The organism is Streptomyces griseoviridis, assembly GCF_005222485.1.
GTDB classification, from domain to species: Bacteria; Actinomycetota; Actinomycetes; order Streptomycetales; family Streptomycetaceae; genus Streptomyces; species Streptomyces hintoniae.
This window is the reverse complement of the sequence record NZ_CP029078.1, coordinates 3439344-3464101: the sequence shown is the minus strand read 5'-3', so window position 1 is coordinate 3464101 and position 24758 is coordinate 3439344. Positions and strand designations below refer to the sequence as shown.

21 protein-coding genes and 1 tRNA gene are annotated in these 24758 nt (G+C 70.8%); 6 read left to right on the top strand and 16 right to left on the bottom strand.

Annotation, left to right across the window (positions count from 1 at the left end; translation table 11 throughout):
* The first annotated feature begins 130 nt into the window (after positions 1-130).
* Complete coding sequence (locus DDJ31_RS14505; protein WP_127179869.1) at positions 131-1597, top strand: glycoside hydrolase family 18 protein; 1467 nt, start codon at positions 131-133, stop codon at positions 1595-1597.
* A gap of 216 nt (positions 1598-1813) precedes the next feature.
* On the opposite strand, the gene DDJ31_RS14500 is transcribed toward DDJ31_RS14505, so the two are convergent.
* The 4 genes from DDJ31_RS14500 to DDJ31_RS14485 form a co-directional block, all read right to left on the bottom strand.
* Complete coding sequence (locus tag DDJ31_RS14500; protein WP_127179870.1) at positions 1814-3250, bottom strand: GH1 family beta-glucosidase; 1437 nt, start codon at positions 3248-3250, stop codon at positions 1814-1816.
* Positions 3251-3387: 137 nt separating this feature from the next.
* Positions 3388-4281 carry a carbohydrate ABC transporter permease gene (locus DDJ31_RS14495; protein WP_171480826.1) on the bottom strand — a complete coding sequence of 298 codons (894 nt, stop codon included), beginning with the start codon at positions 4279-4281 and terminating at the stop codon, positions 3388-3390.
* Complete coding sequence (locus tag DDJ31_RS14490; RefSeq protein WP_127179871.1) at positions 4278-5306, bottom strand: carbohydrate ABC transporter permease; 1029 nt, start codon at positions 5304-5306, stop codon at positions 4278-4280. Before DDJ31_RS14490 ends, DDJ31_RS14495 begins: the two co-directional genes overlap by 4 nt.
* Positions 5303-6631: an ABC transporter substrate-binding protein gene (locus DDJ31_RS14485; RefSeq protein ID WP_127179872.1), complete on the bottom strand. Its 1329-nt coding sequence runs from the start codon at positions 6629-6631 to the stop codon at positions 5303-5305. Before DDJ31_RS14485 ends, DDJ31_RS14490 begins: the two co-directional genes overlap by 4 nt.
* Positions 6632-6965: 334 nt before the next feature.
* On the opposite strand from DDJ31_RS14485, the gene DDJ31_RS14480 reads away from it, so the two are divergent.
* Positions 6966-8021, top strand: coding sequence for a LacI family DNA-binding transcriptional regulator (locus tag DDJ31_RS14480; protein WP_127179873.1), 1056 nt, complete (start codon positions 6966-6968; stop codon positions 8019-8021).
* A 47-nt stretch (positions 8022-8068) separates the two neighbouring features.
* On the opposite strand, the gene DDJ31_RS14475 is transcribed toward DDJ31_RS14480, so the two are convergent.
* Positions 8069-8737 carry a phosphotransferase gene (locus DDJ31_RS14475; protein WP_127179874.1) on the bottom strand — a complete coding sequence of 223 codons (669 nt, stop codon included), beginning with the start codon at positions 8735-8737 and terminating at the stop codon, positions 8069-8071.
* A gap of 104 nt (positions 8738-8841) precedes the next feature.
* Here DDJ31_RS14475 and DDJ31_RS14470 point away from each other — a divergent pair, with 104 nt between their 5' ends.
* Entirely contained in the window at positions 8842-9093 is a 252-nt protein-coding gene (locus DDJ31_RS14470; protein ID WP_127179875.1) for a hypothetical protein, read from the top strand.
* An 8-nt stretch (positions 9094-9101) separates the two neighbouring features.
* Here DDJ31_RS14470 and DDJ31_RS14465 read toward each other — a convergent pair.
* From DDJ31_RS14465 to DDJ31_RS39140, 4 genes are all read right to left on the bottom strand, one after another.
* Positions 9102-9174, bottom strand: a tRNA-His gene (locus DDJ31_RS14465).
* Positions 9175-9255: 81 nt separating this feature from the next.
* Positions 9256-9858, bottom strand: coding sequence for an oligoribonuclease (gene orn / locus DDJ31_RS14460; protein ID WP_127179876.1), 603 nt, complete (start codon positions 9856-9858; stop codon positions 9256-9258).
* A 162-nt stretch (positions 9859-10020) separates the two neighbouring features.
* Positions 10021-11181 carry a helix-turn-helix domain-containing protein gene (locus DDJ31_RS14455; protein WP_127179877.1) on the bottom strand — a complete coding sequence of 387 codons (1161 nt, stop codon included), beginning with the start codon at positions 11179-11181 and terminating at the stop codon, positions 10021-10023.
* A 586-nt stretch (positions 11182-11767) separates the two neighbouring features.
* Positions 11768-12172, bottom strand: coding sequence for a hypothetical protein (locus DDJ31_RS39140; protein WP_240678202.1), 405 nt, complete (start codon positions 12170-12172; stop codon positions 11768-11770).
* Positions 12173-12476: 304 nt separating this feature from the next.
* Here DDJ31_RS39140 and DDJ31_RS14445 point away from each other — a divergent pair, with 304 nt between their 5' ends.
* On the top strand, positions 12477-13004 hold the full coding sequence (locus DDJ31_RS14445) for a universal stress protein (RefSeq protein ID WP_127179878.1): 528 nt from the start codon (positions 12477-12479) through the stop codon (positions 13002-13004).
* A gap of 338 nt (positions 13005-13342) precedes the next feature.
* Here the strand turns inward: DDJ31_RS14445 and glmS are convergent, their stop codons facing one another.
* Together glmS and DDJ31_RS14435 are read right to left on the bottom strand one after the other, a co-directional pair.
* A complete protein-coding gene (gene glmS, locus DDJ31_RS14440; protein WP_127179879.1) occupies positions 13343-15160 on the bottom strand; it encodes a glutamine--fructose-6-phosphate transaminase (isomerizing) in 1818 nt (605 codons plus the stop codon).
* A 13-nt stretch (positions 15161-15173) separates the two neighbouring features.
* Positions 15174-15431, bottom strand: a complete 258-nt coding sequence (locus DDJ31_RS14435) for a hypothetical protein (protein WP_127182793.1) — start codon at positions 15429-15431, stop codon at positions 15174-15176.
* 165 nt (positions 15432-15596) lie between these two features.
* Between DDJ31_RS14435 and DDJ31_RS14430 the strand changes: the two genes are divergently transcribed.
* The gene (locus DDJ31_RS14430) at positions 15597-17162 is read left to right on the top strand and encodes a purple acid phosphatase family protein (RefSeq protein ID WP_127179880.1); all 1566 of its coding nucleotides are present in this window, start codon (positions 15597-15599) and stop codon (positions 17160-17162) included.
* Between the two features lie 24 nt (positions 17163-17186).
* On the opposite strand, the gene DDJ31_RS14425 is transcribed toward DDJ31_RS14430, so the two are convergent.
* Positions 17187-18077, bottom strand: coding sequence for a DUF4429 domain-containing protein (locus DDJ31_RS14425; protein ID WP_127179881.1), 891 nt, complete (start codon positions 18075-18077; stop codon positions 17187-17189).
* A 63-nt stretch (positions 18078-18140) separates the two neighbouring features.
* On the opposite strand from DDJ31_RS14425, the gene DDJ31_RS14420 reads away from it, so the two are divergent.
* Positions 18141-19613 carry a beta-N-acetylhexosaminidase gene (locus DDJ31_RS14420; protein WP_164784966.1) on the top strand — a complete coding sequence of 491 codons (1473 nt, stop codon included), beginning with the start codon at positions 18141-18143 and terminating at the stop codon, positions 19611-19613.
* Between the two features lie 71 nt (positions 19614-19684).
* Here the strand turns inward: DDJ31_RS14420 and DDJ31_RS14415 are convergent, their stop codons facing one another.
* The 4 genes from DDJ31_RS14415 to desA are packed head-to-tail and all read right to left on the bottom strand — an operon-like array spanning position 19685 to position 24708.
* Positions 19685-21454 (bottom strand): IucA/IucC family protein, encoded by a 1770-nt coding sequence (locus DDJ31_RS14415; protein ID WP_127179882.1) that lies wholly within the window; start codon positions 21452-21454, stop codon positions 19685-19687.
* Positions 21451-22002, bottom strand: coding sequence for a GNAT family N-acetyltransferase (locus DDJ31_RS14410; protein WP_127179883.1), 552 nt, complete (start codon positions 22000-22002; stop codon positions 21451-21453). The genes DDJ31_RS14415 and DDJ31_RS14410 overlap by 4 nt, the downstream gene beginning before the upstream one ends.
* A complete protein-coding gene (locus DDJ31_RS14405; protein WP_240678203.1) occupies positions 21999-23282 on the bottom strand; it encodes a lysine N(6)-hydroxylase/L-ornithine N(5)-oxygenase family protein in 1284 nt (427 codons plus the stop codon). Before DDJ31_RS14405 ends, DDJ31_RS14410 begins: the two co-directional genes overlap by 4 nt.
* The gene (gene desA / locus DDJ31_RS14400; RefSeq protein ID WP_127179884.1) at positions 23266-24708 is read right to left on the bottom strand and encodes a lysine decarboxylase DesA; all 1443 of its coding nucleotides are present in this window, start codon (positions 24706-24708) and stop codon (positions 23266-23268) included. The genes DDJ31_RS14405 and desA overlap by 17 nt, the downstream gene beginning before the upstream one ends.
* Positions 24709-24758 lie beyond the last annotated feature (50 nt).

Here is a 24758-nt window from a genome sequence, read left to right as displayed (position 1 = left end):
ACCCCCGATGCCACCCTTAAGCGCACCCTAAGATCCTCAACCCCCGCCCGGATGAACCGCTTTGCCCGATCCTCCCTCGCTAGCGTGCTGTCGCACCCCCACCCCCGTGAACAGCGAAAGCAGGCAGCGCATGAGGACCCACCGCCGCAAGGTCAGTGGCAGGAACAAGGCGATCGGCGGTGCCGTCGCGGCGGCCGTGGTCGGTGGCGGCGCGCTCCTGTTCACCGGAACCGCGCAGGCGGCGGGCGTCGGCGCCGCGTACACGAGGACCAGCGACTGGTCGACGGGCTACACCGGCCAGTACGTCGTCACGAACAACACCGGCGCCACCGAGAAGGACTGGACGCTGGAGTTCGACCTGCCGGCCGGCTCCCGGCTCAGCTCGCTCTGGAACGCCGAGTCCAGCGTCAGCGGCGGCCACGTCACCGTGAAGGCCGCCAAGTGGGACACCGAGGGACTCGCGCCCGGCAAGTCCGTGACCGTCGGCTTCGTCGTCAACGGCACCGCCGACCCCACCGGCTGTCTCGTCGACGACACCCGCTGCTCCGCCGACACCGGCCCGACCCCCGAGCCGACCGGCCGCCCCACCGACACCCCGACCCCGTCCCCGACGGCCACCGCCACCGACGCGCCCACCGGCACCCCCACCACGGCCACCCCCACCACGGCCACCCCCACCAAGAGCACCGGCACCGGCACCACCGCGTCCGCGGGCTTCGCCCCCTACGTCGACACCTCGCTCTACCCGGCCTTCGACCTGCTCGCGAGCGCCGACGCGACCGGCGTCAAGGACTACAACCTCGCCTTCGTCACCGACGGCGGCGGCTGCACCCCCAAGTGGGGCGGGGTCACCGACCTCGGCAGCGACGCCGTGGCCTCCCAGATCGGCGCCCTGCGCGCCAAGGGCGGCGACGTCCGGGTCTCCTTCGGCGGCGCCTCCGGCTCCGAACTGGCCACCACCTGCTCCTCGGCGGACGCGCTGGCGGCGGCGTACGGCAAGGCCGTCGACGCCTACGGCCTCACCAAGGTCGACTTCGACGTGGAGGGCGGCGCGCTCCCGAACACCGCGGCCAACACCCGCCGCGCGCAGGCCATCGCCAAGCTCCAGGCCCTCCACCCCGACCTTGACGTCTCCTACACCCTCCCGGTGATGCCCGAGGGCCTCACCCAGGACGGCGTCAGCCTGCTGGCGAACGCCAGGACCAACGGCGTGCGGATCGACACCGTCAACATCATGGCGATGGACTACGGCCCCGCCTACAACGGCGACATGGGCGACTACGCCGTCCAGGCCGCCACCGCGACCCAGGCCCAGGTCAAGAGCGTCCTCGGGCTCTCCGACAGCGCGGCCTGGCAGGCGGTCGCGGTGACCCCGATGCTCGGCGTCAACGACGTCGCCTCCGAGATCTTCAAGGTCGACGACGCGAGCCAGTTGGTCCAGTTCGCCAAGTCCAAGGGCCTCGGCTGGCTGTCGATGTGGTCGGCGACCCGGGACAAGCAGTGCGCGGGCGGCGCGAAGAACTCCGCGGACGCGACGTGCAGCTCGATCACCCAGGACCCGTACGCGTTCTCGAAGGCGTTCAACGCCGTCAACTGACCATCCGTGGAACGGGGGCGGCGGCGCCCCGGCCGGCACCCACCCCCCATCCGGCCGGGGCGCCGCCGTATGCCGTCCGCGATCCGAGCGCCCCGCGCGCGGGGCGGGCAAGGGAAACGGGGCGCGGCACCCCCCACGGCCCCGCGCCCCGCTCCCGTCCAGCGGACCGGCTGGTACGCCCCGGGGCGGGTGCCCCCGGCGTACCGCGCCCGGTCGTCAGTGCCCCGGCACCTCGGGCAGCGTCCCGGTGCGGGCCGCCTCGCGGTACCAGAGCGCGCTCGACTTCGGGGTGCGGGCCTGCGTCGCGTAGTCGACGTACACCGCGCCGAACCGCTTCCCGTACCCGTACGCCCACTCGAAGTTGTCCATCAGCGACCACAGGTAGTAGCCGCGCACGTCCGCGCCCTCCGCGATGGCGCCGCGCACCGCCGCGAGGTGGCCGTGCAGATAGGCGATCCGCTCCGGGTCGTGCACCCGGCCCTCGGCGTCGGGCTTGTCGTCGTAGGCCGCGCCGTTCTCCGTGATGTACAGCGGCAGTCCGGGCGCCTCCCGGGTGTAGCGCATGATCAGGTCGCGCAGACCTGTCGGGTCGATCGTCCAGCCCATCTCGGTGCGCTCGCCCGGCGTCTGGTGGAACTCGACGTCGTCCGCGCCCGGCCACGGGGAGTGCTCGCTCGCGCCGTGGCCGTCGGCGCGGGCGCCGGTGCGCTGCTCGTCGGCGGCGGAGACCAGCGCCGGCGTGTAGTAGTTGAGGCCCAGCGCGTCCAACGGCTGGTGGATCACGCCGAGATCGCCGTCGAGGACGTACGACCAGTCGGTGACCTGCGCCGTCGCGGCCAGCAGCGACTGCGGGTAGGCGCCGTGCAGGATCGGGCCGTGGAAGACGCCGTTGGCCAGGTCGTCGATCCGCTGGGCGGCCGCGAGGTCCGCGGGGCTCTGCGAAACCGGCCTGACGACCGCCGAGTTGAGGCTGATCGCGATGGAGTTGCGGGCCGGCATCACCGAGCGCAGGGCGGTGGTGCCCAGGCCGTGCGCCAGGTTGAGGTGGTGGGCGGCCCGCAGCGACGCCTCCGGGTCGGTGCGGCCCGGCGCGTGCACCCCGGAGCCGTAGCCCAGGAAGGCCGAGCACCAGGGCTCGTTGAGGGTGATCCACTGCTCCACCCGGTCGCCCAGCGCCTCGCCGACGATCTGCGCGTACTCGGCGAACCGGAACGCGGTGTCGCGCTCGGGCCAGCCGCCCGCGTCCTCCAACTCCTGCGGCAGGTCCCAGTGGTAGAGGGTGACGGCGGGCTTGATGCCGTGCGCGAGCAGCTCGTCCACCAGACGGCGGTAGAAGTCCAGGCCCACCTGGACCGCGGGACCCCGCCCGGTGGGCTGCACCCGGGGCCAGGAGACCGAGAACCGGTAGGCGGTCAGCCCGAGGTCGGCCATCAGCGCCACGTCGTCGCGGAAGCGGTGGTAGTGGTCGACAGCGATGTCACCGTGTTCACCGCCCAGCGTCTTGCCGGGGGTATGGCTGAAGGTGTCCCAGATGGAGGGCGTACGGCCGCCCTCCCGCACCGCCCCCTCGATCTGGTAGGCGGAGGTCGCGGAGCCCCAGAGGAAGGCGGAGGGGAAGGTCACCGGGGTCGCCGGTGTGGCGGACTCAGACATGTAAGCGCTCCCATTGGTGGTCGGGGAGACCGACGGGTCGTCAGGGGGGACAGGGCGGTCACAGGGCGGGGCGGAGGGGGCCGAGGCTGCGCTGACCCGGCCCCTGAGGGCACGCGGAACACGGGGGCGACGTGACGTCAGCCCTTGATCGCGCCCTGCATGATGCCGCCCACGATCTGCTTGCCGAACAGGATGAAGGCGATCAGCAGCGGCAGCGTGCCCAGCAGCGCGCCCGCCATGATCACGGCCTGGTCCGGGACATAGCCGGTGCCCAGCGAGTTGAGCGCGACCTGCACGGTCGGGTTCTGCTGGTTCAGGGCGATGATCGGCCACAGGAAGTCGTTCCACGCGAACACGAACGTCAGCAGGCCGAGCACGGCCATGGCCGGCCGCGCCGCCGGGAAGACCACGTGCCACACCACCCGCAGACTGCTCGCGCCGTCCACCCTGGCCGCCTCGATCAGCTCGCTCGGCAGCGCCTGCACCAGGTACTGGCGCATGAAGAACGTGCCGAACGCCGTCACCAGGGTCGGCAGGATCACCGTCTGGAGCTGGTTCGACCAGCCGAAGTCGCTCATCCACAAGTACAGCGGGACGACGGCCAGTTGCGGCGGGATCATCATGGTGCCGATGGTCAGCAGCAGCAGGAACCCGGAGAACCTGAAGCGCAGCTTGGCGAAGGCGAACCCGGCGAGGGTGGAGAACAGCACCGTGCTGATGGTGATGGTGCCCGCGACGATCGTGCTATTGAGCATCGCGGTCCCGAGCCCGGCCTGGTCCCAGGCCGCCTCCAGGTTCTTGAACAGGTTCCCGCCGAACCACAGCGGCGGCGGGGTCTCGGCGAGCCGCCGGTCGGTGCGGGATGCCGCGATCGCCGTCCACACCAGCGGGGCCAGCGAGACGAGCGCGAAGACCGTCAGCACGACATAGGTCACCGGGCCGGCGTGCAGCTGCTTGCCCGCGCCCATCACCCTGCGGGTGCGGACCTTCTTCCCCTGCGTCTGAGGCAACGTCAGTTCACTGGTGGTCATTGGGACTTCCTCAGCCGTCGGGTGAGCAGCAGGTTGATCACGGCGACGATCAGCAGGATCAGGAACATCGACCACGCGATGGCCGACGCCTTGCCGAGGTTGCCGATGATCCAGCCCTGGTCGTACATGTAGAGACCGAGCGTCTGGTACTGGTGCTCGGAGCCGCCCTTCGATCCGCTGACCCCGCCGAACAGCAGCGGCTCACCGAAGAGTTGGGTGGCGCCTATGGTCGAGACGACCACCGTGAACAGGATCGTCGGGCGCAGCTGCGGAACCGTCACGTGCAGGAACTGCTGCCAGCGGTTGGCGCCGTCGATGGCCGCCGACTCGTACAGGTCGGACGGGATGGCCTGCATCGCGGCGAGATAGATCAGCGCGTTGTAGCCGGTCCACCGCCAGATCACGATCGACGACACCGCGAACTGCGAACCCACGTCGGATTCACGCCAGTTGATGGCGTCGATCCCGAAGAAGTCCAGGAACCAGTTGACCATGCCGCCGTCCCACGAGTACAGCAGCGTGAAGACGAGCGTCGCCGCCGCCACCGAGGTGGCGTACGGGGTGAGCATCACGACCCGCCAGACGGTGGAGCCGCGCAGGTGGTAGTTGAGCAGGTGGGCCAGCCACAGCGCCGCCATCAGCTGCGGGACGGTGGCGAGCACACCGATCGTGAAGGTGTTCTTGAGGGCGTTCCAGAAGAAGTCCGAGGACAACAGGTTGCGGTAGTTGTCCAGCCCCGCCCAGGTCTGGTGGTCCAGCGCGGACAGCTGCACGTTGTGCAGCGAGTACCAGGCCGTGTAGAGGAGCGGGATCAGCGAGAACGCGCCGAAGATGATGAAGAAGGGGGCGATGAAGACATAGGGCGACGCCTTCATGTCCCAGCGGTAGAACCGGCTGCGCCAGGAGTCGGGGCCCTGGGCCGGCGTACCGCGACCGCGAGCGCCCCGGGCCGCGCCCGGCTGGGAGCCGGACGCGGCCTCGGCACTCGACGCGGGATCCGCGAGAGCCTGCTTGGAGCTGGTCACTGGCCGAGCACGTCCTTGATCTCCTTGCCGGCCGCGTCCCAGCCCTGGGCCGGGGTCTTGCCCTTCTGCTCCACCTGGAGGATGCCGACGTCCGTGATCGCGGTGCCGATCGGCTGGTCCTTGGCGCCGTGGAACTGCGACGGGATCGTCTTCGCCGAGTCGGAGAAGATCTGGGTGATCGGGGCGTCGGAGAAGTACGACGTGGTCTCGGTGGCCGGCTTCAGGCTTGAGTAGGCGGCCGGGGTCGACGGGAAGCTGGCCTGCTTCGCGAAGACCTTCGCCTGCTGCTCGGGCGCGGTCAGCCACTTCGCCAGGGCGACGGCCTCCTTCTGGTGCTTGCCCGCCGTCGGCACGCCGATGAAGGAGCCGCCCCAGTTGGCCGCGGTCGGCGCCGCCGCCACGTCCCAGTTGCCCTTGCCCGAGTCACCGGACTTCTGCTCGATGTAGCCGATCATCCACGCCGGGCAGGCCACCGTGGCGAACGAGGCGTTGGCGAAGCCCTGGTCCCACGGCTTGTCGAACTGCTTCAGCTTCGCCGACATGTTGCTGGTCGCCACCGACATCGCGACGTTCCAGGACTTCTTGACGCCCGCGGACTTGTCCCAGACGACGTTGCCGTCCTTGTCGTAGTACGTCTGGCTCTCGCCGCCCAGGGCCGCGTTGTAGACCGACGACGCGGAGTCCACGAACTTGGTGCCGCTCGGCGCCTTCTTCATGTACTGCTTGCCCAGGTCGACGTACTTGGCCCAGTCGCCCTTCCACTGCTCGGCGAGCTTGGTGCGGTCCGTCTCCAGGCCGGCCTTCTTGAAGAGGTCCTTGCGGTAGCAGATCGCCATCGGACCGATGTCGGTGCCGAGCCCGATCAGCTTGCCGTCCTTGGTGGTGGCCTGGGCGTTCTTCCAGTCCAGCCACTGCGACTTGTCGACGTCCTTGCCCAGGTCGACGAACTTCTGCGCCTGCGTCTGGACGGCCTCGGTGATGTTGCCGACCTCGATCGCCTGGATGTCGTCGGTGCCGGAGCCGGCCTGGAGGCGGGTGAGCACCTTCGGCCAGTACACGTCGGTACGGGTGGTGACGTTCTCCTTGATGGTGATGTCGGGGTGCTGCTTCATGTAGTCGTCGTAGAGACCGGCCTGCTTGTAGCCGAACACACCGAAGGTGCCGATGGTGAGTGTGGTTTTGCCCTTGGCGTTGCCGCCGCTGTCGTTAGAGTTCGACGAGCCGTCGTCCGAGTCGCTGGCGCAACCGGCCAGCAGTCCCGTAGTCAGCGCGGCGACGGCCGCGAGGGCCATCAGCCGGTGGGACCGGCGGGTACTCGTGCGCATTGCGTCCTCCTGTTGCCTGACGTGCCGACCCCCCGGCCAACTGCACTGTTGGGCCCGTTCGTACTCGCTGCGGCTCGGGCGGGGAACGTGCGGGATGTGTATGTGTCAGGTACTGTGGGAGCGCTCCCACAGGTGATGTGTTGAAGGTTGGCCGGTTCGGGCGGGGGTGTCAAGGGAGCGGGCAGCGCGTGATGCCTTCAGTTATCGGGACGTTAACTGGAATCGAGGGATCCGCCGGTCCGGGGCCCGGCGTGCCCACGGCGGCGGCCGGCGCCCCAGGTCCGGCTGTTAAATTCCAGGCCAGCGAGATGACGACGGCGGGAAGGCGGGGCCCATGGCAACCCACGGAGCGCGGAGCAGGAGTGGGGGACGACCCACACTCGAAGAAGTCGCCGCGCGCGCGGGCGTCGGGCGCGGCACGGTCTCCCGGGTGATCAACGGTTCGCCGCGGGTCAGCGACGCCACCCGCGCCGCCGTGGAGGCCGCCGTCGCCGAGCTGGGCTATGTGCCCAACACGGCCGCCCGCGCCCTCGCCGCCAACCGCACCGACGCCATCGCTCTGGTCGTCCCCGAGCCCGAGACCCGGTTCTTCGCCGAACCGTACTTCTCGGACATGCTCAAGGGCGTCGGCGCCGAACTGTCCGAGACGCACATGCAGTTGCTGCTGATCTTCGCGGGCAGCGACCGTGAACGCCAGCGCCTCGCCCAGTACCTGGCCGCCCACCGGGTGGACGGCGTGCTGCTGGTCTCCGTGCACGCCGACGATCCGCTGCCCGACCTGCTCTCCCAGCTGGAGATCCCGGCGGTGATCAGCGGCCCGCGCTCCGCCGCCGAGACGCTCACCTCGGTGGACTCCGACAACTACGGCGGCGGCCGGTCCGCCGTCGAGCACCTGCTGACCCGGGGCCGCCGCACGATAGCCCACATCACCGGCCGCCTCGACGTCTACGGCGCCCAGCGCCGCGTCGACGGCTACCGCGACGCCCTGCGGGACGCCGGGCACGGCGTCGACGAACTCCTCATCGAGCCGGGCGACTTCACCGAGGAGGGCGGTCGACGCGCGATGACCGAGCTGCTCGGCCGCCGCCCGCACCTGGACGCCGTCTTCGCCGGATCGGACGTGATGGCGGCCGGCGCCCGCCAGGTGCTGCGCGAACGGGGCCTGCGCATCCCGGACGACGTGGCGCTGGTCGGCTACGACGACTCGGCCATAGCCCGGCACATGGACCCGCCGCTCACCAGCGTCAGGCAGCCCATCGAGGAGATGGGCCGGCGCATGATCGACCTGCTGCTGACCGAGATCGCCGACCGCCGCCCGGCCGTCTCGCGCGGACTCGAACGCCGCCAGATGGTCCTGGCGACGGAACTGGTCACCCGCGCCTCGTCGTGACCCCGGACGCCCGCCCGGCGTGAGCGGGGCGCGTCCCACGGCGCGCGTCAGGGCCCCGGCCGATCCGTCCGGCCGCCGGTGCGGCGGCCGAGCCACGCCGCCTCCGAGGGCAGCAGATGCGGGTCGGCGAGCTTCGCCTCCACGACCTCCCGGGTCCGGGCCGCGAGACCGGCCTCACGGCCCTCCCGCACGCTCCGCAGCAGCGGGCGCCGCGCCAGCCGCAGGGCCGGTCCCGGCAGCTCCGCGCTGCCGATGGTCACCAGGGTCATCGCCACGTCGGCGGCGGGATCACCGGCGCGCGCGTCGCGCCAGTCGATCACCACCGGGCCCCGCCCGGTCAGCACGACATTGCCCGGGTGCAGGTCCAGGTGCAGCACCCGGTCGTCGCCCCCGGTGCCGAACCGCCCCGGCAGCCAGGCCGGCGCGGGCAGGGCGTGCAGCCGGTCGAGCAGCCCGCCCAGCGTCCGGCCGAGCGACCGTCCCCGCCAGGGCTGGGCGGCCAGCACGTCGAGCATCGTGGGACCGTCCAGGCGTTCGAGGACGAGATCGGCGCCGCTGACCTCGTACACCGTCGGCACCGGATATCCGCGCGCCGCCAGATCCGCCATCAGCCGCGCCTCCCGAGCCGTCGGCCCGCCGTGCCGGTAGCGCCGCAGCACCCGCGCCCCGTCGAGAGCGTAGACATCGGCGTCCCGCCCCCGCGCGATCAACTCCATGCGGGGCAGTGTGTCCTGACGACACGGTGACTGCCAATGGTGCGGGGGCTGTCCGTCCGACGCAGTCGCTTCAGCTGGTCGCGTCGCGCGTGACGGTCGCTGACGTGAACATGGTTCTGGGAGACAAGCTCAGGTTCGCCGCCGAGGTCGGCGCGCAAGGCTTCTGGTCGGTCGAGCTGGCGTCCCGCGCGCAGCACTCGGCGGGCGGGCTGCCCGCGCTCGCGTTCTATGAGGCGCTCGGAGCCCCGCCGCCCGAAGCGACAGAGGCCCTGTCCCGTGATGGTCCTGTTCCCGTGATGTTTCCAAGGTCCGGAAACAGATCAAGGGCCGATCTGTTTTACCAGATCAGCCCTTGATCAATCAGGGTGAGTGACGGGACTTGAACCCGCGGCCACCTGGACCACAACCAGGTGCTCTACCAACTGAGCTACACCCACCACGACCGGCGTGTGACTTGGTGTTTCACCGACCGGCCGAGAAAAAGTGTACAGGGTCCGAAGGGGTGCTCGCGCACCCCTTTACCGGGCGGGCACCACGTGCTTCGCGGCGATGGTCCGCGCGGTCTCCGAGTCGGGTCCCGGCTGGGGGACGAAGACGGCCTCGCGGTAGTAGCGCAGCTCCGCGATCGACTCGCGGATGTCGGCGAGCGCGCGGTGGTTGCCGTTCTTCTCCGGGCTGTTGAAGTACGCCCTCGGGTACCAGCGGCGGGCCAACTCCTTGATGCTGGACACGTCGACGATGCGGTAGTGGAGGTAGCCCTCCAGCGTCGGCATGTCACGGAGGAGGAAGCCGCGGTCGGTCCCGACGGTGTTGCCGCACAGCGGCGCCTTGCCGGGTTCCTTGACGTGCTCCTTGATATAGGAGAGGACCTGCTCCTCGGCGTCCGCGAGGGTGGTGCCCGCGGCGAGTTCGTCGAGGAGGCCGGAGGCGGTGTGCATCTGGCGCACCACGTCAGGCATCGTCTCCAGGGACCGGTCCGGCGGACGTACGACGATGTCGACGCCCTCGCCGAGTACGTTCAGCTCCGAGTCGGTGACGAGGGCGGCCACCTCGATGAGCGCGTCGTCGGACAGCGAGAGACCGGTCATCTCGCAGTCGATCCACACCATACGATCGTTCATGCGCCCACCTTACGGCGGGCGTGCGCCATTGGGTCGCCCCGTGTCGGTGCGGACGTCGGGGGGTGGGGGCGAGGGAGGCCGTTCCGCGGCCGGCGCGGTACGCGCGGCGGACGCCGGACGGGCCGATCAGCCCGTCCGGCGTCCGAGAGCGCGGGTGTGCCGCTAGGTACCGCTGCGCTGGCCCGGCACGCTGGCCAGTGGCGGGCCCGTAACCGTGGGTGTACGGCGGGCCTGCATCGGCACCGGTCCCTCCGGGTGGAGGAGGGGCACCGGCGTCGGCTCAGGGTCGCTCGGCCGGTCCTGCTGGGGGCGGCGGGCCCGGTACGCCGCGCGGTACGCGGCGGGCGACGAGCCGAGCTGGCGGCGGAAGTGGCCGCGCAGCGCCACCGGCGAGCGGAAGCCGCAGCGGCCCGCGACCTCGTCCACCGAGTAGTCCGACGTCTCCAGCAGCCGCTGCGCCTGGAGCACCCGCTGGGTGATCAGCCACTGGAGCGGGGCGCTGCCCGTCAGTGAGCGGAACCGGCGGTCGAAGGTGCGGCGGCTCATGTAGGCGCGCGCCGCCAGCGTCTCCACGTCGAACTGCTCGTGGAGGTGCTCCAGCGCCCAGGCGACGACCTCGGCGAGCGGGTCGGCGCCGATCTCCTCTGGTAAAGACCTGTCGAGGTAGCGCTCCTGGCCGCCGGTGCGGCGGGGCGGGACCACCAGGCGGCGGGCGAGCGCGCCGGCCGCCTCGTTGCCGTGGTCCGTCCGCACGATGTGGAGGCACAGGTCGATCCCGGCGGCGGTGCCCGCCGAGGTCAGGACGTCACCGTCGTCGACGAACAGCTCGCGCGGGTCCACATGGACCGACGGATAGCGTTTCGCCAGGGTCGGCGCGTACATCCAGTGCGTGGTGGCCGGGCGGCCGTCGAGCAGGCCCGCCGCCGCCAGCACGAACGCGCCGGTGCACAGGCCCACGATGCGGGCCCCCTCCTCGTGCGCCCGGCGCAGCGCGTCGAGCGCGTCCTCCGGTGGCGGGGAGGTGATCGAGCGCCAGGCCGGCACGACGACCGTGCCCGCTCGCGCGATCGCTTCCAGGCCATGCGGCGCGGTGAGTTCAAGGCCGCCCGTGGTCCGCAGTGGACCCTCTTCGCCGCCGCACACCAGCAGTCGGTAGCGGGGAACGCCGGCGTCCTGGCGGTCGATCCCGAACACCGACAGTGGTATGGAACTCTCGAAGATGGGGCCGCCGCTGAACAGCAGCACCGCGACGATCTCCTTGCGGCGTCGCCCGGAGAGTTTCCGGGCCGCGGCTTCCGGCGCGGCAGTGGAGTCGTGGCTCATCCTGCTAAGCCCCCCTCGGTGGTCGCGGCTCCTCGGTTGTGTCGCTCCTGCACGTTTCCCCTCGGTCCTGCACGAGTCCCCCGCCGTAAGAGTCAAGATCGAATCTACTGCGTCCCGTGGCGCCGAGATGACCAGTTCAGCACTCGGCACATTGTCGACTTGGCAACTTGGCGTGAAGCATTCGATCACGAAGCGTTGCACTCGTGGGCCGTGCAGGGAAGTGCGCCTTGTCGCAGTGGCCAATCCACGTAGGGTGCGCGGGGCCCTCTGGACCCTTTCCGTGCAGGTGGAACGGGGGTTGGGGGGTGGTGAGGGCAGGAGATGCACGGTGGCCAGAAGTTGGCTGAAAAGAGGTGTGTGGCAGCACTAAAACCGGTCAGACGACCGGTGTACTCCCTCCAGTGTGCCGTCCATCGCGACGGACGGCCGCCCCGGTCCGCTGCCGGTGCCCCTGCTGAGGGACCGTTCGCTCCTCCCGCTCCCCGTCGTCCCGCCGCGCCCCGCCCGCCCCTGCCGCCTCGCGCACCTCGCGTTCCGGCTGCGCCCGCCGGTGCCCGTGGTGCGGCCGGTGCGCCTGATCCCCCTGTTACCGCGCGAGTTCCCCGTGGTCCGCGTCGTTCGCGTGGGCACCGTGGGTGTCGGGGTCCGTGTGGTCCACGTGGTCTGCGTGGTGCATGTAATGCATGTGGTCCCCGTGGTCCGCGCAGTCCGCGTGTTCCACGCAGTCCGCATCGTCCATGTGTTCCATGTGCTCCGCGTGCTCCGCCGCGCCGCGTTCCGACCGGTGCAGAAGCAACCGGCAGACCGCGGTGACGGCGGCGAGGCCGAGGGCGGTGCCGGCCGCGCCTGCCAGTGAACTGCCGTACCAGAGCAGGACCACGGGGACCAGGACGCAGCTGAACGCCGCCCACCGGACGACGTCGGTCGCCGACTCCTGGCGCGGGTGCGGGGTCGCGCGAGGGCGGTCGGAGGTGGGGTGCGGTCCGGACATGGGTGCTCCCTGGGGCCGAGGCTCTCCGGGTTCAACGCATGTTCGAGCGGTCGGTCACTGTACGCCTTCGCCACCCGGCAGGTGAATGCTGTGCAAACCGCCTGTACGGCGCAGCAACCATTGCGTGACGGGCGCCCCCTCGTGCATGCTCCGGGGAACCCGAACGCAGTGAGGGCGGGATCTGGGCCAAAGGAGGCGTGCCGCCGTACCCTTGGGGGTATGGGCTTGGGAAGATGATTCCCGGACACAGCTCCGCCGCTCACTGTTGTCCCACCCACTAAAGGATCCCGACGCCGAGACAGCCATGGCCGGTCACGAATTCTTCGAACCCGCGGACCGCAAGCGGCCTGTCGCCGATCCCATGGCGACCGACCCCCTGGCGGCCGAAGAACCACGTCAATCCTGCGATCCCGCGTTCAAGCACGGCGTCGTCGTCGGTTTCGACGGCTCGATGTCCAGTGAGCGGGCACTCGCCTACGCCATCGGCATGGCCCACCGTTCCGGCTCCGGCCTGATCATCGTCCATGTCGCCAACCGGCTGCCCACCACGGTCTGGGCCGGCTGCGAACCGCCGGTCTTCGTGGATGTCCCCGACCACCGCACCGAGGTCCTCGGTCTCGAACTGGCCTGCGCCGAATACCTCTCCGAAGTCCCCTGGATCCTGGTCGAGCGCGGTGGCGACATCTGCCACGAACTCGAAGAGGTGGGGCGGGAGTACGAGGCGGACGCGATCGTCGTCGGCTCGACCCACGGCATCGTGGGGCGCATTTTCGGCTCCGTCGCCGGACGGCTCGCCAAGCGGGCGCAGCGGCCCGTGATCGTGATTCCGTGACTGTCCGTACATCCGGGTGGGGTCCGCGCCGTGCGGACCCCCTCCCGGTGTGCGCGGTGCGTGAAACTACTGACGCGTAGAGGTGTTTGTGTCCTTGTGAAGGGCATATACCGGTCACGGATCGACCGTGCCGTTCGCGTCATCGCACCCCCGCCGGAGGGCGGCCCGCCCTTTCCGGCCGACGGCGCTCTCGCGACGCGCTGCCGGCCGGGGCGTGACGGCCTCCGGCTCAAAGGCAGCCCGGCGCCGGGGAGTTGGGCGGCCCCGGCGGCATGGAGGGACCCCCGCGCGCAGGTGGCGGCGCGTGGGGGTCCGTTCTGCCGGCAGGGTGGGGCCGGCTACTCCACCGTCACCGACTTGGCCAGGTTGCGCGGCTTGTCGATGTCCCGGCCCAGGGCCAACGCCGTGTGGTAGGCGAGGAGTTGGAGCGGGATGCCCATCAGGATGGGGTCCAGCTCGTCCTCGTTCTTCGGGACGACGATCGTCTCGTCGGCCTTCTCCTGGTGCTGGTGGGCCACCGCCAGGATGCGTCCGCTGCGGGCCTTGATCTCCTCCATCGCGGCGCGGTTCTTCTCCAGCAGGTCGTCGTCGGGGACGATCGCGACCGTGGGCAGGGCCGGCTCGATGAGGGCCAGCGGGCCGTGCTTCAACTCCGAGGCGGGGTAGGCCTCGGCGTGGATGTAGGAGACCTCCTTGAGCTTGAGGGACGCCTCCCGGGCGACCGGGTAGCCGCGCACCCGGCCGATGAACAGCATCGAGCGGGCCTCGGCGTACCGTGCGGCCAGCTTCTCGATCTCCTGCTCCTGGTCGAGGATCTCGGTGATCTGGGCGGGCAGCCTGCGCAGGCCCTCGATGATCCGCTTGCCGTCGCGGACCGAGAGGTCACGGGTGCGGCCCAGGTGCAGCGCGAGCAGCGCGAAGGCGACCGTCGTGTTGGTGAAGCACTTGGTGGAGACGACGCAGACCTCGGGGCCCGCGTGCACGTAGATGCCGCCGTCGGCCTCGCGGGCGATGGCCGAGCCGACCACGTTGACCACGCCGAGCACCCGGGCGCCCTTGCGCTTGAGTTCCTGCACGGCGGCCAGCACGTCGTAGGTCTCGCCCGACTGGGAGACGGCGACGTACAGGGTGTCGGGGTCGACGACCGCGTTGCGGTAGCGGAACTCGGAGGCGGGCTCGGCGTCGGCGGGGATGCGGGCCAGCTCCTCGATCATCTGGGCGCCGATCATGCCCGCGTGGTACGAGGTGCCGCAGCCGAGGATCTTGACCCGGCGGATCCGGCGGGCCTCGCGGGCGTCCAGGTTGAGGCCGCCCAGGTGGACGGTGGAGAAGCGCTCGTCGATCCGGCCGCGCAGCACCCGGTCCACGGCGTCGGCCTGCTCGTGGATCTCCTTGTGCATGTAGGTGTCGTGGCCGCCCATGTCGTAGGAGGCGGCCTCCCACTCGACGGTGGTCGGCTCGGACGTGGTGCGGGTGCCCTCGGTGGTGTACGTCCGGAAGTCGTCGGCCTTGAGGGTCGCCATCTCGCCGTCGTCGAGGGTCACTATCTGGCGGGTGTGGGTGACCAGCGCGGCGATGTCGGAGGCGACGAACATCTCCTTCTCGCCGATGCCGAGGACCACGGGGGAGCCGTTTCGCGCCACCACGATGCGGTCGGGGAAGTCGGCGTGCAGCACGGCGATGCCGTAGGTGCCCTCGATCACCCGGAGGGTCTCGCGGACCTTCTCCTCCAGGGTCGGCGCCTGGGAGCGGGCGACGAGGTGGACGAGGACCTCGGTGTCGGTCTCGGAGAGGAAGACGACGCCGTCCGCCTCCAGTTTGCGGCGCAGGTCGGAGGCGTTGTCGATGATGCCGTTGTGGACGACGGCGACCTTGCCCTCGGCGTCCAGGTGCGGGTGGGCGTTGGCGTCCGAGGGGGCGCCGTGGGTGGCCCAGCGGGTGTGCGCGATGCCCGTGGTGCCCTTGAAGCGGGCCGGGACCTTGGCCTCCAGGTCACGCACCCGGCCCTTGGCCTTGACGCTCTTGAGCCCGGCGGTCTTCGGCGAGGTGACGGCGATGCCCGCCGAGTCGTAGCCGCGGTACTCCAGGCGCTGGAGGCCCTCGAGGAGCAGCGGGGCCACGTCACGCTTGCCGATGTATCCGACGATTCCGCACATGCAGATGAGTCCCTCAGCCGTAGACGATGCGGCGCAACTGGCGGAGCGTCAGCTCCGGCGGTGCGACCGCGCGGTATCTCAGGTCCGCCGCGATCCGTTCGAAGATCTCCGCGTTCACCAGGCCCTGGGCCTGGAGTTCGCGGTGGCGGCGACGGACGTACTCCTCGGTCGTCTCGTCGAAGTAGGCGAGCACGTCCTGGACCACGCGCAGCGCTTCGCCCCGGTTGAGGGGCGTCGACCGCGTCAGATGATCCACAAGTTCGTCGTGCACCCGGTAGATCCTGGAGTACAGGGGAGGGTTTCGCAAGAATCCTGCCCGATTCCGGGCAGAGGGCTATTGAAACTCTTATGAGAGGCTGTTCGCACCCTGTCCATCCTGTGTCTTGCGGCCCGTCGCCTGCCGCGACGAGTTTCAGACGTCATGGACATTCCTCGTATGGGAGTACCCGAGCCGCTGGCCGACCGGATGAGCATGGCCGAGCAGCACGAGTACCTGCGCGCCAGATTCTCCCGGCGCACGATGATCAGAGGCGGCGCCGTCACCCTGGGCGCCGTCATGGGCGGTGTGTTCGTCCCCGGCGCGGTCGCCGAGGCCGCCGTCCCCACCCGGAGCACCGCCCCGGCCACCGCCACCGTCGACGGCGCGCTCGTCGCCCCCTTCGGCCGCCACCTCGCCTACGGCAACGACCCGCGCACCGAGATGACCGTCTCCTGGCAGGTGCCGGTCGCGGTGAAGAAGCCGTTCATCCGGATCGGCGCCCACCCCTGGGACCTCTCCCGCCGCATCGAGGCCGAGGTCCGCACCCTGTTCACGCCGGCCGGGGTCGGCGCGAGCGGCGACCACACGCAGTACTACCTGCACGCGAAACTCACCCACCTGCGGCCCGGCAGGACGTACTACTACGGCGTCGGCCACCAGGGCTTCGACCCGGCCGCCGCCCACCTCACCGGCACCCTGGGCACCTTCACCACCGCGCCCGACCACAAGAAGCCGTTCACCTTCACCGCCTTCGGCGACGAGGGCGTCGGCTACCACGGCCTCGCCAACAACAGCCTGCTGCTCGGCCAGAACCCGGCCTTCCACCTGCACGCGGGCGACATCGCCTACGCCGACCCGGCGGGCGCCGGGAAGTCCTCCGACACCGGCTTCGACTCCCGGGTGTGGGACCAGTTCCTCGCCCAGACCGAGTCGGTCGCCAAGTCCGTCCCGTGGATGCCCGCCTACGGCAACCACGACATGGAGGCCTGGTACGCGCCGCACGGCTACGGCGGCGAGGAGGCCCGCTGGAACCTCCCCGACAACGGACCCGACAAGCGCAACCTGCCGGGCGTCTACTCCTTCGTCCACGGCAACACCGCCGTGATCTCCCTCGACGCCAACGACGTCTCCTTCGAGATCCCGGCCAACCTCGGCCTCTCCGGCGGCACCCAGACCCGGTGGCTCGAAGCCCAGCTGAAGAAGTTCCGCGCCGCGAAGGACATCGACTTCGTCGTCGTCTTCTTCCACCACTGCGCCTACTGCACCTCCACCGCGCACGCCTCGGAGGGCGGCGTCCGCCAGGAGTGGGTGCCGCTGTTCGAGAAGTACACGGTCGACCTCGTCATCAACGGCCACAACCACCAGTACGAGCGGACCGACGTCCTCAAGGGCGACAAGGTCGTCAAGAAGCTCCCGATCGGCGGCACCGCCTACCCGGAGACCGAGGGTGTCGTGTACGTGACGGCGGGCGCGGCCGGGCGCAGCCTGTACGCGTTCAGCGCGCCCCAGTCCTACGAGGGCCATGAGCACGAGGTCGACTCGGTCGCCTCGTTCGTCAACACCAAGACCGGGAAGGTCGACGAGACGGTCACCTGGTCGCGGGTGCGCTACCTCGACTACTCGTTCCTGCGGGTGGACGTCGCCCCCGCGGCCAGGGGCCACTGGGCCACCCTGACGGTGAGCGGCATCGCCGAGACCGGCGCGCGCGTCGACCGGTTCACCGTGGCCCGCCGCGCCAAGTAGCCGCACCCGCCCGGCGGGCGGTCCTCACAGCCGTCTGAGGACCGCCCGCTTGGCGAGGGTGAACTCGTCCTCCGTCAGCACGCCCGCCCGGTGCAGCTCGCCCAGCTCCCGCAGCCGTCGCAGCAGCGCGTCGTGGTCGTCCGCGGCCGGCCGCGGCGCGGGCGGGACGACGGCGGCGGTGGCGGTGGCGGTGGCGGTGGCGGTGGACGCGACGGCGGTCGGGTGCGGCAGCCGGGCCTGCACGGCGGCGGCGACCAGCGCCATCAGCGGGTCCTTCTTGAACCCCCACAACTCCACCGCGTTCGGGTCGTACTTGGGCGGCGCCTCGGTCGGGGCGCCGCGCACCGTGAACCGCAGATACCCGTTCTCCAGCCCGGCCGCCGGATGCCAGTCGACGCCGGCCAGCTCGCCGAGGGCCAGCGTGCGGGCCCCGGCGGCCGACTTGGCGTCCTCCGTCTTCCAGTTCCACTCCAGGCGCACCCGCTCGCCGTCGAAGCTCACCGTGCCGTCACCGGCCGACACCGACAGCGGGACCGCGGGGCCCGGCAGCAGATACCGGTCGAGCGGCCCGGCCGGCACCCGCGCGAGCAGCAGCGCGGCGCGCACCTCCTCGACGACGTACTCGGCGACCCCGTGCCGGTCCGGTTCGACCGCCAGCTGGTACGGGTCGTGGGGCTCGGTGAGGCGGCCTCCGGTGGCGAGCAGCAGCGGGTCCGCGCCGTTTCGCAGCCGCAGCCTCAACCGCCCGGACCTGCGCCCCTTTTCGAACGAGAGTCCCTCCAACGCGCCCAGCGGCACGACCAGTTCACCCAGTGTCCTGCGGAAGAGGCTGACGTTCCTGTCCCGTCCGGGTGTCAGTCGCAGGGCGTCGCCGTCGAACACCCACGTGCCGTCCCTCTGCAGGATTTCCGCCATGGTGCCGATTGTTCCACCGCGACTGCGGGAGGGTGGTCTCCGCCAATCCCGAAGGGAGCGCATGTGAGACGGCACCACGGAACGACTCCCCGCATGGGCCGGGTCCTCGGATCCCTGCTGCTCGTCACCGCGGCCGGCGCCTTCACCGCCGCCGCGGCCCCCGTCCCGGGCACACCGCCCGTGACCCCGCTCGACCGGGTGGTCCCCGCGCCCGCCATGGTGGCCCCGGGCGGGGCCCCGTACCGGATCACCCGCGACACCGCGATCCGCGTCGCCGACACCCGCGAGGCCCGCAGGATCGGCGCGTACCTGGCGTCCTTGCTGCGGCCCTCCACCGGCTTCCCGCTGCCGGTGACCACCCAGGGGCGCGGCGGCATCCGCCTCCATCTCGACCCCGGCAGGTACGGCGCCGAGGGCTACCGCCTGGACAGCGGCAGCGGCGGCGTCACCATCACGGCGGGCGCCCCCGCCGGCCTCTTCCACGGGGTGCAGACCCTGCGCCAGCTGCTGCCCGCCGCCGTGGAGAGCGCGACCGAGCGGCGCGGGCCCTGGCTGATCGCCGGGGGCACCGTCCAGGACCGTCCGCGCTACGGCTGGCGCGGCGCGATGCTGGACGTCCCCCGGGACCTCGGCTCCGTCGAGCGGGTCCAACTGGCCGAGCGGTATGTCGACGCGCTCGCCCTCTACAAGCTCAACAGGCTGCATCTGCGCCTCGGTGACGGCGGCCCGTCCCTCCCGGCCGAAGACGGCGGGCCGGGTGGCCACTGGACGGCGGACGACTACCGCGCGATCGTGCGGTACGCGGCCGCCCGGTTCGTGGAGGTCGTGCCCGAGATCGGCCTCGGCGCCCGGTGGGCGGGCGGTGACGCCGATGACGCCGACGCCGTGGACCGGGCGGTGCGGGATCTCGCCGCCCTCACCCCCGGCCGCCATCTGCACATCGGCGGCGACGAGCCGCACCTCACCGGCGACGAGGAGTACGGGGCGTTCGTGGACCTGGTGCAGTCGGCCGTCGCCCGGTACGGCAGGACGGCCGTCGGCTGGCACCGGATCACCGGCGCCCAGCCGGCCAGGGGCACCCTCGCCCAGTACCGGGGCGTGGACGGCACCGGCGCCGACGAGCGGGCGCGGGTCGTCGCCGCGGCCAGGGCCGGCACCGGGCTGATCCTCTCGCCCGCCGACCGCACCCGGCTCGACCTCGCGTACCCCGAGCCGGGGGCCTGCCTCGACGGCTCGGATCCCGTCGGGGTGCGCCGGTCCTACGACTGGGACCCGGGCCGCTACCTCGCCGGGGTGCCCGAACCGGCCGTCAAGGGGGTCGGGGCGTCGCTGGGGACCGGGAAGGCCGCGACCGGTGACGCTCTCGCGCGCCTCGCGTTCCCGAGGCTCCCGGGCGTCGCCGAGCTGGGCTGGTCACCGGCCGACACCCACGACTGGGACGCCTACAGGGTGCGGCTCGCCGCCCAGGGCCCGCGCTGGGACACCCTCGGCATCGCCTACCACAGGTCGCCCGAGGTGCCCTGGCCCACCGGCTGACCCGGGCCGCAAAGGAAAGGGGGCGGGCACCCCGGAGGACCGTACTCCGGGGTGCCCGCCGGTCGGGGGTGTCAGAACCCGGCGAGCGGGTTCCGCAGAGTGCCGACGAGCTGGAGCGCGCCGGACGGGTCGGCCAGGTCCACCATCTGCCGGTTGTCGCGCAGCTGGAGCCGGTTGAGGCAGGACAGCGAGAACTCGGGCGCGAACATGTCGAACTGGGCGAACTTCGCGGCGAGTTCGGGCACCTCCCGCTGGTACTCGCGGGTGACCTCGGCGACCGTCCGCCAGAAGTCGTCCTCGCCGAGGACGCCCTCGGCTGCGAGGTTCGCGGCGAGGAAGCGGAAGAAGCAGTCGAAGACGTCCGTGAAGATCGACAGGAGCTTCTTGTCGTCCGGTACCTCCACCCGGATGCGCCGCACCTCGGGCGGCAGCACCGCGTCCGGGTCCATCACCGCGATCTCCTCGGCGATGTCCTTGTAGATCGCGCGCCGTACGACGCCGTCCTCCAGGACCAGGATCACGTTCTCGCCGTGCGGCATGTACACCAGGTCGTAGGCGTAGAAGCTGTGCAGCAGCGGCGTGTAGTAGGCCCGCAGGTAGTGCCGCAGCCACTCGGCGGGCGCCAGGCCCGAGCGCTCGATCAGCGCGGACGCGAAGGACGCGCCCTCGTGGTCGACGTGCACCAGGGAGGCCATCGTGGCGAGCGACTCGCCGTCCGCGAGGCCCGGCACCGGGCTCTCCCGCCACAGCGCGGCGAGCATCTTGCGGTACGGCGAGTAGCGGTCGGTGGCCTGCTCGTACTCCAGGTGCCGGTAGCCGACGGCGGCCCGCTCCCGGATGATCGACAGACCTGTCGACTTCAGGACCGGGTCGCCCTCGACGAGCTGCGCCAGCCAGTCGTTGATGGCGGGCGTCGCCTCCATGTACGCGGCCGAAAGGCCCCGCATGAAGCCCATGTTGAGGACCGAGAGCGCCGTCTTCACATAGTGCTTCCCGGGGTGCGAGCGGTTGAAGAAGGTCCGGATGGACTGCTGCGCCAGGTACTCGTCGTCGCCCTCGCCCAGGCACACCAGATGGCGGCGGGCGACCTCCGCGGCGAACGTCACCGACAGCTTGTTCCACCACTGCCAGGGGTGGACCGGGATGAAGAGGTAGTCGGCCGGGTCGAGGCCCTGCCCGCTCAGGTCCGCGCGGAACCGCTCGACGGTGTCCGCGCCCAGCTCCGCGCGCAGGAAGGCCTCGTACTCGACGCCGACGCCGGCCGTGAACGCGGCCCGCGAGCGGTGCGCGGCCAGCCACACCAGCCGAACCGGGTGCGCCGTCTCGGGCGCGTAGGAGAGGTACTCGTGGACCCCGAAGCCCAGGCGCCCGTTGTTGGCGACGAAGCAGGGGTGGCCCTCGGTCATCCCGGTCTCGATGGCCTGGAAGTCGCTGTCCACCAACTCGGCGACCGTGACCGGCGGTTTGGTCAGTTTGAAGCAGGTACCGGAGAGGGTGGAGGAGATCTCCTCCAGGTAGACCGGCAGGATCTCGTCGCTCAGACCGAGGGCGGCACGCAGCTCGATGAAGAAGTCCAGCGCGGCGAGCGGGAGTTCGCTCTCGTCGCGGTGGCGGGTGAGGGAGTCGGGGTCGACCCGCCAGTGGTCGAGGGCGTGCCGGGTGGCGGCGAAGCGGTACCGGGTCAGACCGTCGTCGCTGTGCACGACGTACCGCTCGCCGTCCTGGCGCGGGGTGATCAACCGCTCGTGGGCGAACTCGGCGAGCGCTTTCCCGATCAGCAGGCGGTTGGCCTTCTCCCAGCGTTCGGGGGAGAGATGGGCGACGGAGTCGGCGAGGGTCATACGGCGACCCCCGTGGCGGCGGTGAACTGCGCGCGCGTGCAGAAGCTCAACAAGGCTTTCTTCTCCGGCTTCTGGATCTCGTGGTGGGGCACGAAGCCGACGGCCTCGTTCAGGGCGTGGACGGCCGTGTTGGACACGTCCGGTTCGACGACCACGCGCTCGGTGGCCGGGTCGGCGAACAGCTCGGCCATCACCGCGGTGATGACGGCACGGGTGAACCCGTGCAGGGGGCGGTCGGTGGGGGCGACCAGGAAGTGCATGCCGACGTCACCGGGGCGCGGCTCGTACAGGCCGACCAGCTCGCGGTGGGCCGGGTCGTAGTACTCCATCAGGAAGGCGGGCACGCCGTCGTGCAAACCGAGCAGCGCGTGGTGGTGCTCGTCGGCCGCGATCTCCATGTAGGCGCGCTCGACGTCCACCGGGCGGGCGTCCCGCATCATCCAGTAGGCCGCCTTGGGGTGGGTGACCCAGGAGTGCAGCAACGCCCCGTCGGTCAGCGGGTCGAGGGGCCGCAGCGCGAGCGGTCCGAGGGCGGTGGCGGCACTCATACGGCGAACTCCTGGAAGGCGATGCTCTTCTCGACCGGGTAGTACTCGCTGCCGAGCAGCTCCCGGATGATGCAGCTGTTGCGGTAGGCGCCCATGCCGAGGTCGGGCGAGGTGATGGAGTGCGTGTGCACGCCCGCGTTCTGCAGGAAGACGCCCCGGCCGGTCACGTCGATGGCGTAGTTGCGGGCGACGTCGAACCCGCCGCGGGTGTCGTGGCGCAGCCGGTCGCGGATCGGCTTCAGGAACTCGGGCTCGGTGTACCGGTAGCCGGTCGCGAGGACCAGGCCCTGCGATTCGAGGTCGAACTCCTTGCCCTGCTCCTCCTGCCGGAACGACAGGGTGTAGCTGCCGTTCTCCCAACGGGCGCCGATGAGCGCGGAGTTGGTGAGCAGCCTGGTGGGCACCGGGCCGCCGAGGTTCTTCTGGTAGAGCAGGTCGAAGATCTCGTTGACGAGGTCGCCGTCGATGCCCTTGAAGAGGCCCTTCTGCTCGGCCGTCAGCCGGTAGCGGGTGGCCTCGGGCAGCTCGCGGAAGTAGTCGATGTACTCGGGGGAGGTCATCTCCAGCGTGAGTTTGGTGTACTCCAGCGGGAAGAACCGGGGTGAGCGGGTGACCCAGTTGAGCCGGTAGCCGTGGACGTCGATCTCACCGAGCAGGTCGTAGTAGATCTCGGCCGCCGACTGGCCGCTGCCGACCAGCGTGATCGACTCCTTCTTCACCAGCTCCGCGCGGTGCTGCACGTAGCGGGAGTTGTGCAGGAAGTCGCCGCCGAGGTCTCGGCAGGGCTCCGGGACGTAGGGGGGTGTGCCGGTGCCGAGGACCAGGTGGCGGGCGCGGTAGACGTCACCCGCCGCGGTCGTCACGGCGTACAGCTCCTCGCCCTCGTCCCAGGTGACGGTCTCGGCGGTGGTGCTGAAGCGGACGCTGCTCAGCTGGTTCGCGGCCCAGCGGCAGTAGTCGTCGTACTCGACGCGCAGCGGGTAGAAGTTCTCCCGGATGTAGAACGAGTAGAGCCGGCCGCGCTCCTTCAGGTAGTTGAGGAAGGAGTAGGGGGAGGTCGGGTCGGCGAGGGTGACCAGGTCCGACATGAACGGCGTCTGGAGGTGGGCGCCTTCGAGGAACATGCCCGCGTGCCACTCGAAGTCCGGCTTCGACTCCAGGAAGACGCCGTCGAGTCCGTCGATCGGCTCGGTCAGGCAGGCGAGTCCTAGGTTGAACGGGCCGAGCCCGATGCCCACGAAGTCGTAGGTCTTTTTCGCGGTGTCAGCAAGCGCGGTCAAGGGACTCTCCCAGGTACTGCTCGGCGTGGCCGGCGATCAGGTCGAGGACGGCGGTGAGGTCGTCCGTCGTGGTCTCGGGGTTGAGCAGGGTGAACTTCAGGTAGTGGCGGGCGCCGACCTTGGTGCCCGCGACCACCGCGTCACCTGAGGCGAACAGGGCCTTGCGGGCGTACAGGTTGGCGCGGTCGATCTCGGAGGGGTCGGTGACGGCCGCCGGTATGTAGCGGAAGACCAGCGTGGACAGCGACGGCCGGACGACGACGTCGAAGCGCGGGTCGGCGGCGAGCAGTCGCCAGCCCTCGGCGGTCAGGTCGCAGACCTCGTCGAAGAGCTGGCCGATGCCGTCGGCGCCCATCGTGCGCAGGGTCATCCACAGCTTCAGGGCGTCGAAACGGCGGGTGGTCTGGAGGGACTTGTCGACCTGGTTGGGGATCCGCTCGGTGACCATGCGGCGCGGGTTGAGGTACTCCGCGTGGTAGGTGGCGTGCCGCAGCGTGGCGCTGTCTCTGACCAGCACGGCGGACGAACTCACCGGCTGGAAGAAGGACTTGTGGTAGTCGACGGTGACCGAGTCGGCGCGCTCGATGCCGTCGATCCGGTCCCGGTACTTGACCGAGGCGAGCAGTCCGCAGCCGTAGGCGGCGTCGACGTGCATCCAGGTGTCGTACTGCGCGCAGAGTTCGGCGATCTCGGGCAGCGGGTCGATGGAGCCGAAGTCGGTGGTGCCCGCGGTGGCGACGACGGCCATCGGGACCAGGCCGTCCTGCGCGCAGCGCGCCAGCTCCCGGGCGAGGGCGACGGTCTGCATCCGCTGGTCGTGGTCCACGGGGACGGACACGACGGCGTCGGGGCCGAGGCCGAGCAGTTTCGCGGACTTCTTCACGCTGAAGTGGCTGGCCTCGGAGGCGAAGACGCGCAGGTCGGCCAGGGACTCCGCTTTGGCCTCCTCGCGGGCGAGCAGCAGCGCCTGGAGGTTGGACTGGGTGCCGCCCGAGGTGAAGACGCCGTCGGCGGCGGGGCCGAGGCCGATCCGCTCGGTGGTCCAGCCGATCAGTTTCCGCTCGATCAGGGTGCCGCCCGCCGACTGGTCCCAGGTGTCGAGGGAGGAGTTGATGGCGGAGAGCACCGCCTCGCCGAGCACGGCGGGGATGACGACCGGGCAGTTGAGGTGGGCGAGGTAGCGGGGGTGGTGGAAGTAGACGGCGTCGCGGAGGTAGACCTCCTCCAGCTCGTCCAGGACGGCCGCGGTGTCGTGCAGCGGGCGGTCCAGGTCGATGCCGTCGATGCGGGGGGCGAGGGCGTCGACGGAGACGCCGGTGAACGGACGGTCGGTGGCGGCGAGTTTGGCGGCCACCCGCTCGATCCCTTCGGTCACGGAGCGGCGGTAGTGCTCCGCGGTCGAGTCGTTGAGCAGGTGCGAGCGCATGTGGGGGTCCTCCGGTCGGGGACGGGGCCGTGCGGGGGTGGGACGGAGCC

Excerpts from the sequence above, each read along its gene's own strand:
- DDJ31_RS14505 (WP_127179869.1), top strand. The coding sequence starts at position 131 with ATGAGGACCCACCGCCGCAAGGTCAGTGGCAGGAACAAGGCGATCGGC.
- DDJ31_RS14500 (WP_127179870.1), bottom strand. The coding sequence starts at position 3,250 with ATGTCTGAGTCCGCCACACCGGCGACCCCGGTGACCTTCCCCTCCGCC.
- DDJ31_RS14495 (WP_171480826.1), bottom strand. The coding sequence starts at position 4,281 with ATGACCACCAGTGAACTGACGTTGCCTCAGACGCAGGGGAAGAAGGTC.
- DDJ31_RS14485 (WP_127179872.1), bottom strand. The coding sequence starts at position 6,631 with ATGCGCACGAGTACCCGCCGGTCCCACCGGCTGATGGCCCTCGCGGCC.
- DDJ31_RS14480 (WP_127179873.1), top strand. The coding sequence starts at position 6,966 with ATGGCAACCCACGGAGCGCGGAGCAGGAGTGGGGGACGACCCACACTC.
- DDJ31_RS14475 (WP_127179874.1), bottom strand. The coding sequence starts at position 8,737 with ATGGAGTTGATCGCGCGGGGGCGGGACGCCGATGTCTACGCTCTCGAC.
- orn (WP_127179876.1), bottom strand. The coding sequence starts at position 9,858 with ATGAACGATCGTATGGTGTGGATCGACTGCGAGATGACCGGTCTCTCG.
- DDJ31_RS14455 (WP_127179877.1), bottom strand. The coding sequence starts at position 11,181 with ATGAGCCACGACTCCACTGCCGCGCCGGAAGCCGCGGCCCGGAAACTC.
- DDJ31_RS39140 (WP_240678202.1), bottom strand. The coding sequence starts at position 12,172 with ATGTCCGGACCGCACCCCACCTCCGACCGCCCTCGCGCGACCCCGCAC.
- DDJ31_RS14445 (WP_127179878.1), top strand. The coding sequence starts at position 12,477 with ATGGCCGGTCACGAATTCTTCGAACCCGCGGACCGCAAGCGGCCTGTC.
- glmS (WP_127179879.1), bottom strand. The coding sequence starts at position 15,160 with ATGTGCGGAATCGTCGGATACATCGGCAAGCGTGACGTGGCCCCGCTG.
- DDJ31_RS14430 (WP_127179880.1), top strand. The coding sequence starts at position 15,597 with ATGGGAGTACCCGAGCCGCTGGCCGACCGGATGAGCATGGCCGAGCAG.
- DDJ31_RS14425 (WP_127179881.1), bottom strand. The coding sequence starts at position 18,077 with ATGGCGGAAATCCTGCAGAGGGACGGCACGTGGGTGTTCGACGGCGAC.
- DDJ31_RS14415 (WP_127179882.1), bottom strand. The coding sequence starts at position 21,454 with ATGACCCTCGCCGACTCCGTCGCCCATCTCTCCCCCGAACGCTGGGAG.
- DDJ31_RS14410 (WP_127179883.1), bottom strand. The coding sequence starts at position 22,002 with ATGAGTGCCGCCACCGCCCTCGGACCGCTCGCGCTGCGGCCCCTCGAC.
- desA (WP_127179884.1), bottom strand. The coding sequence starts at position 24,708 with ATGCGCTCGCACCTGCTCAACGACTCGACCGCGGAGCACTACCGCCGC.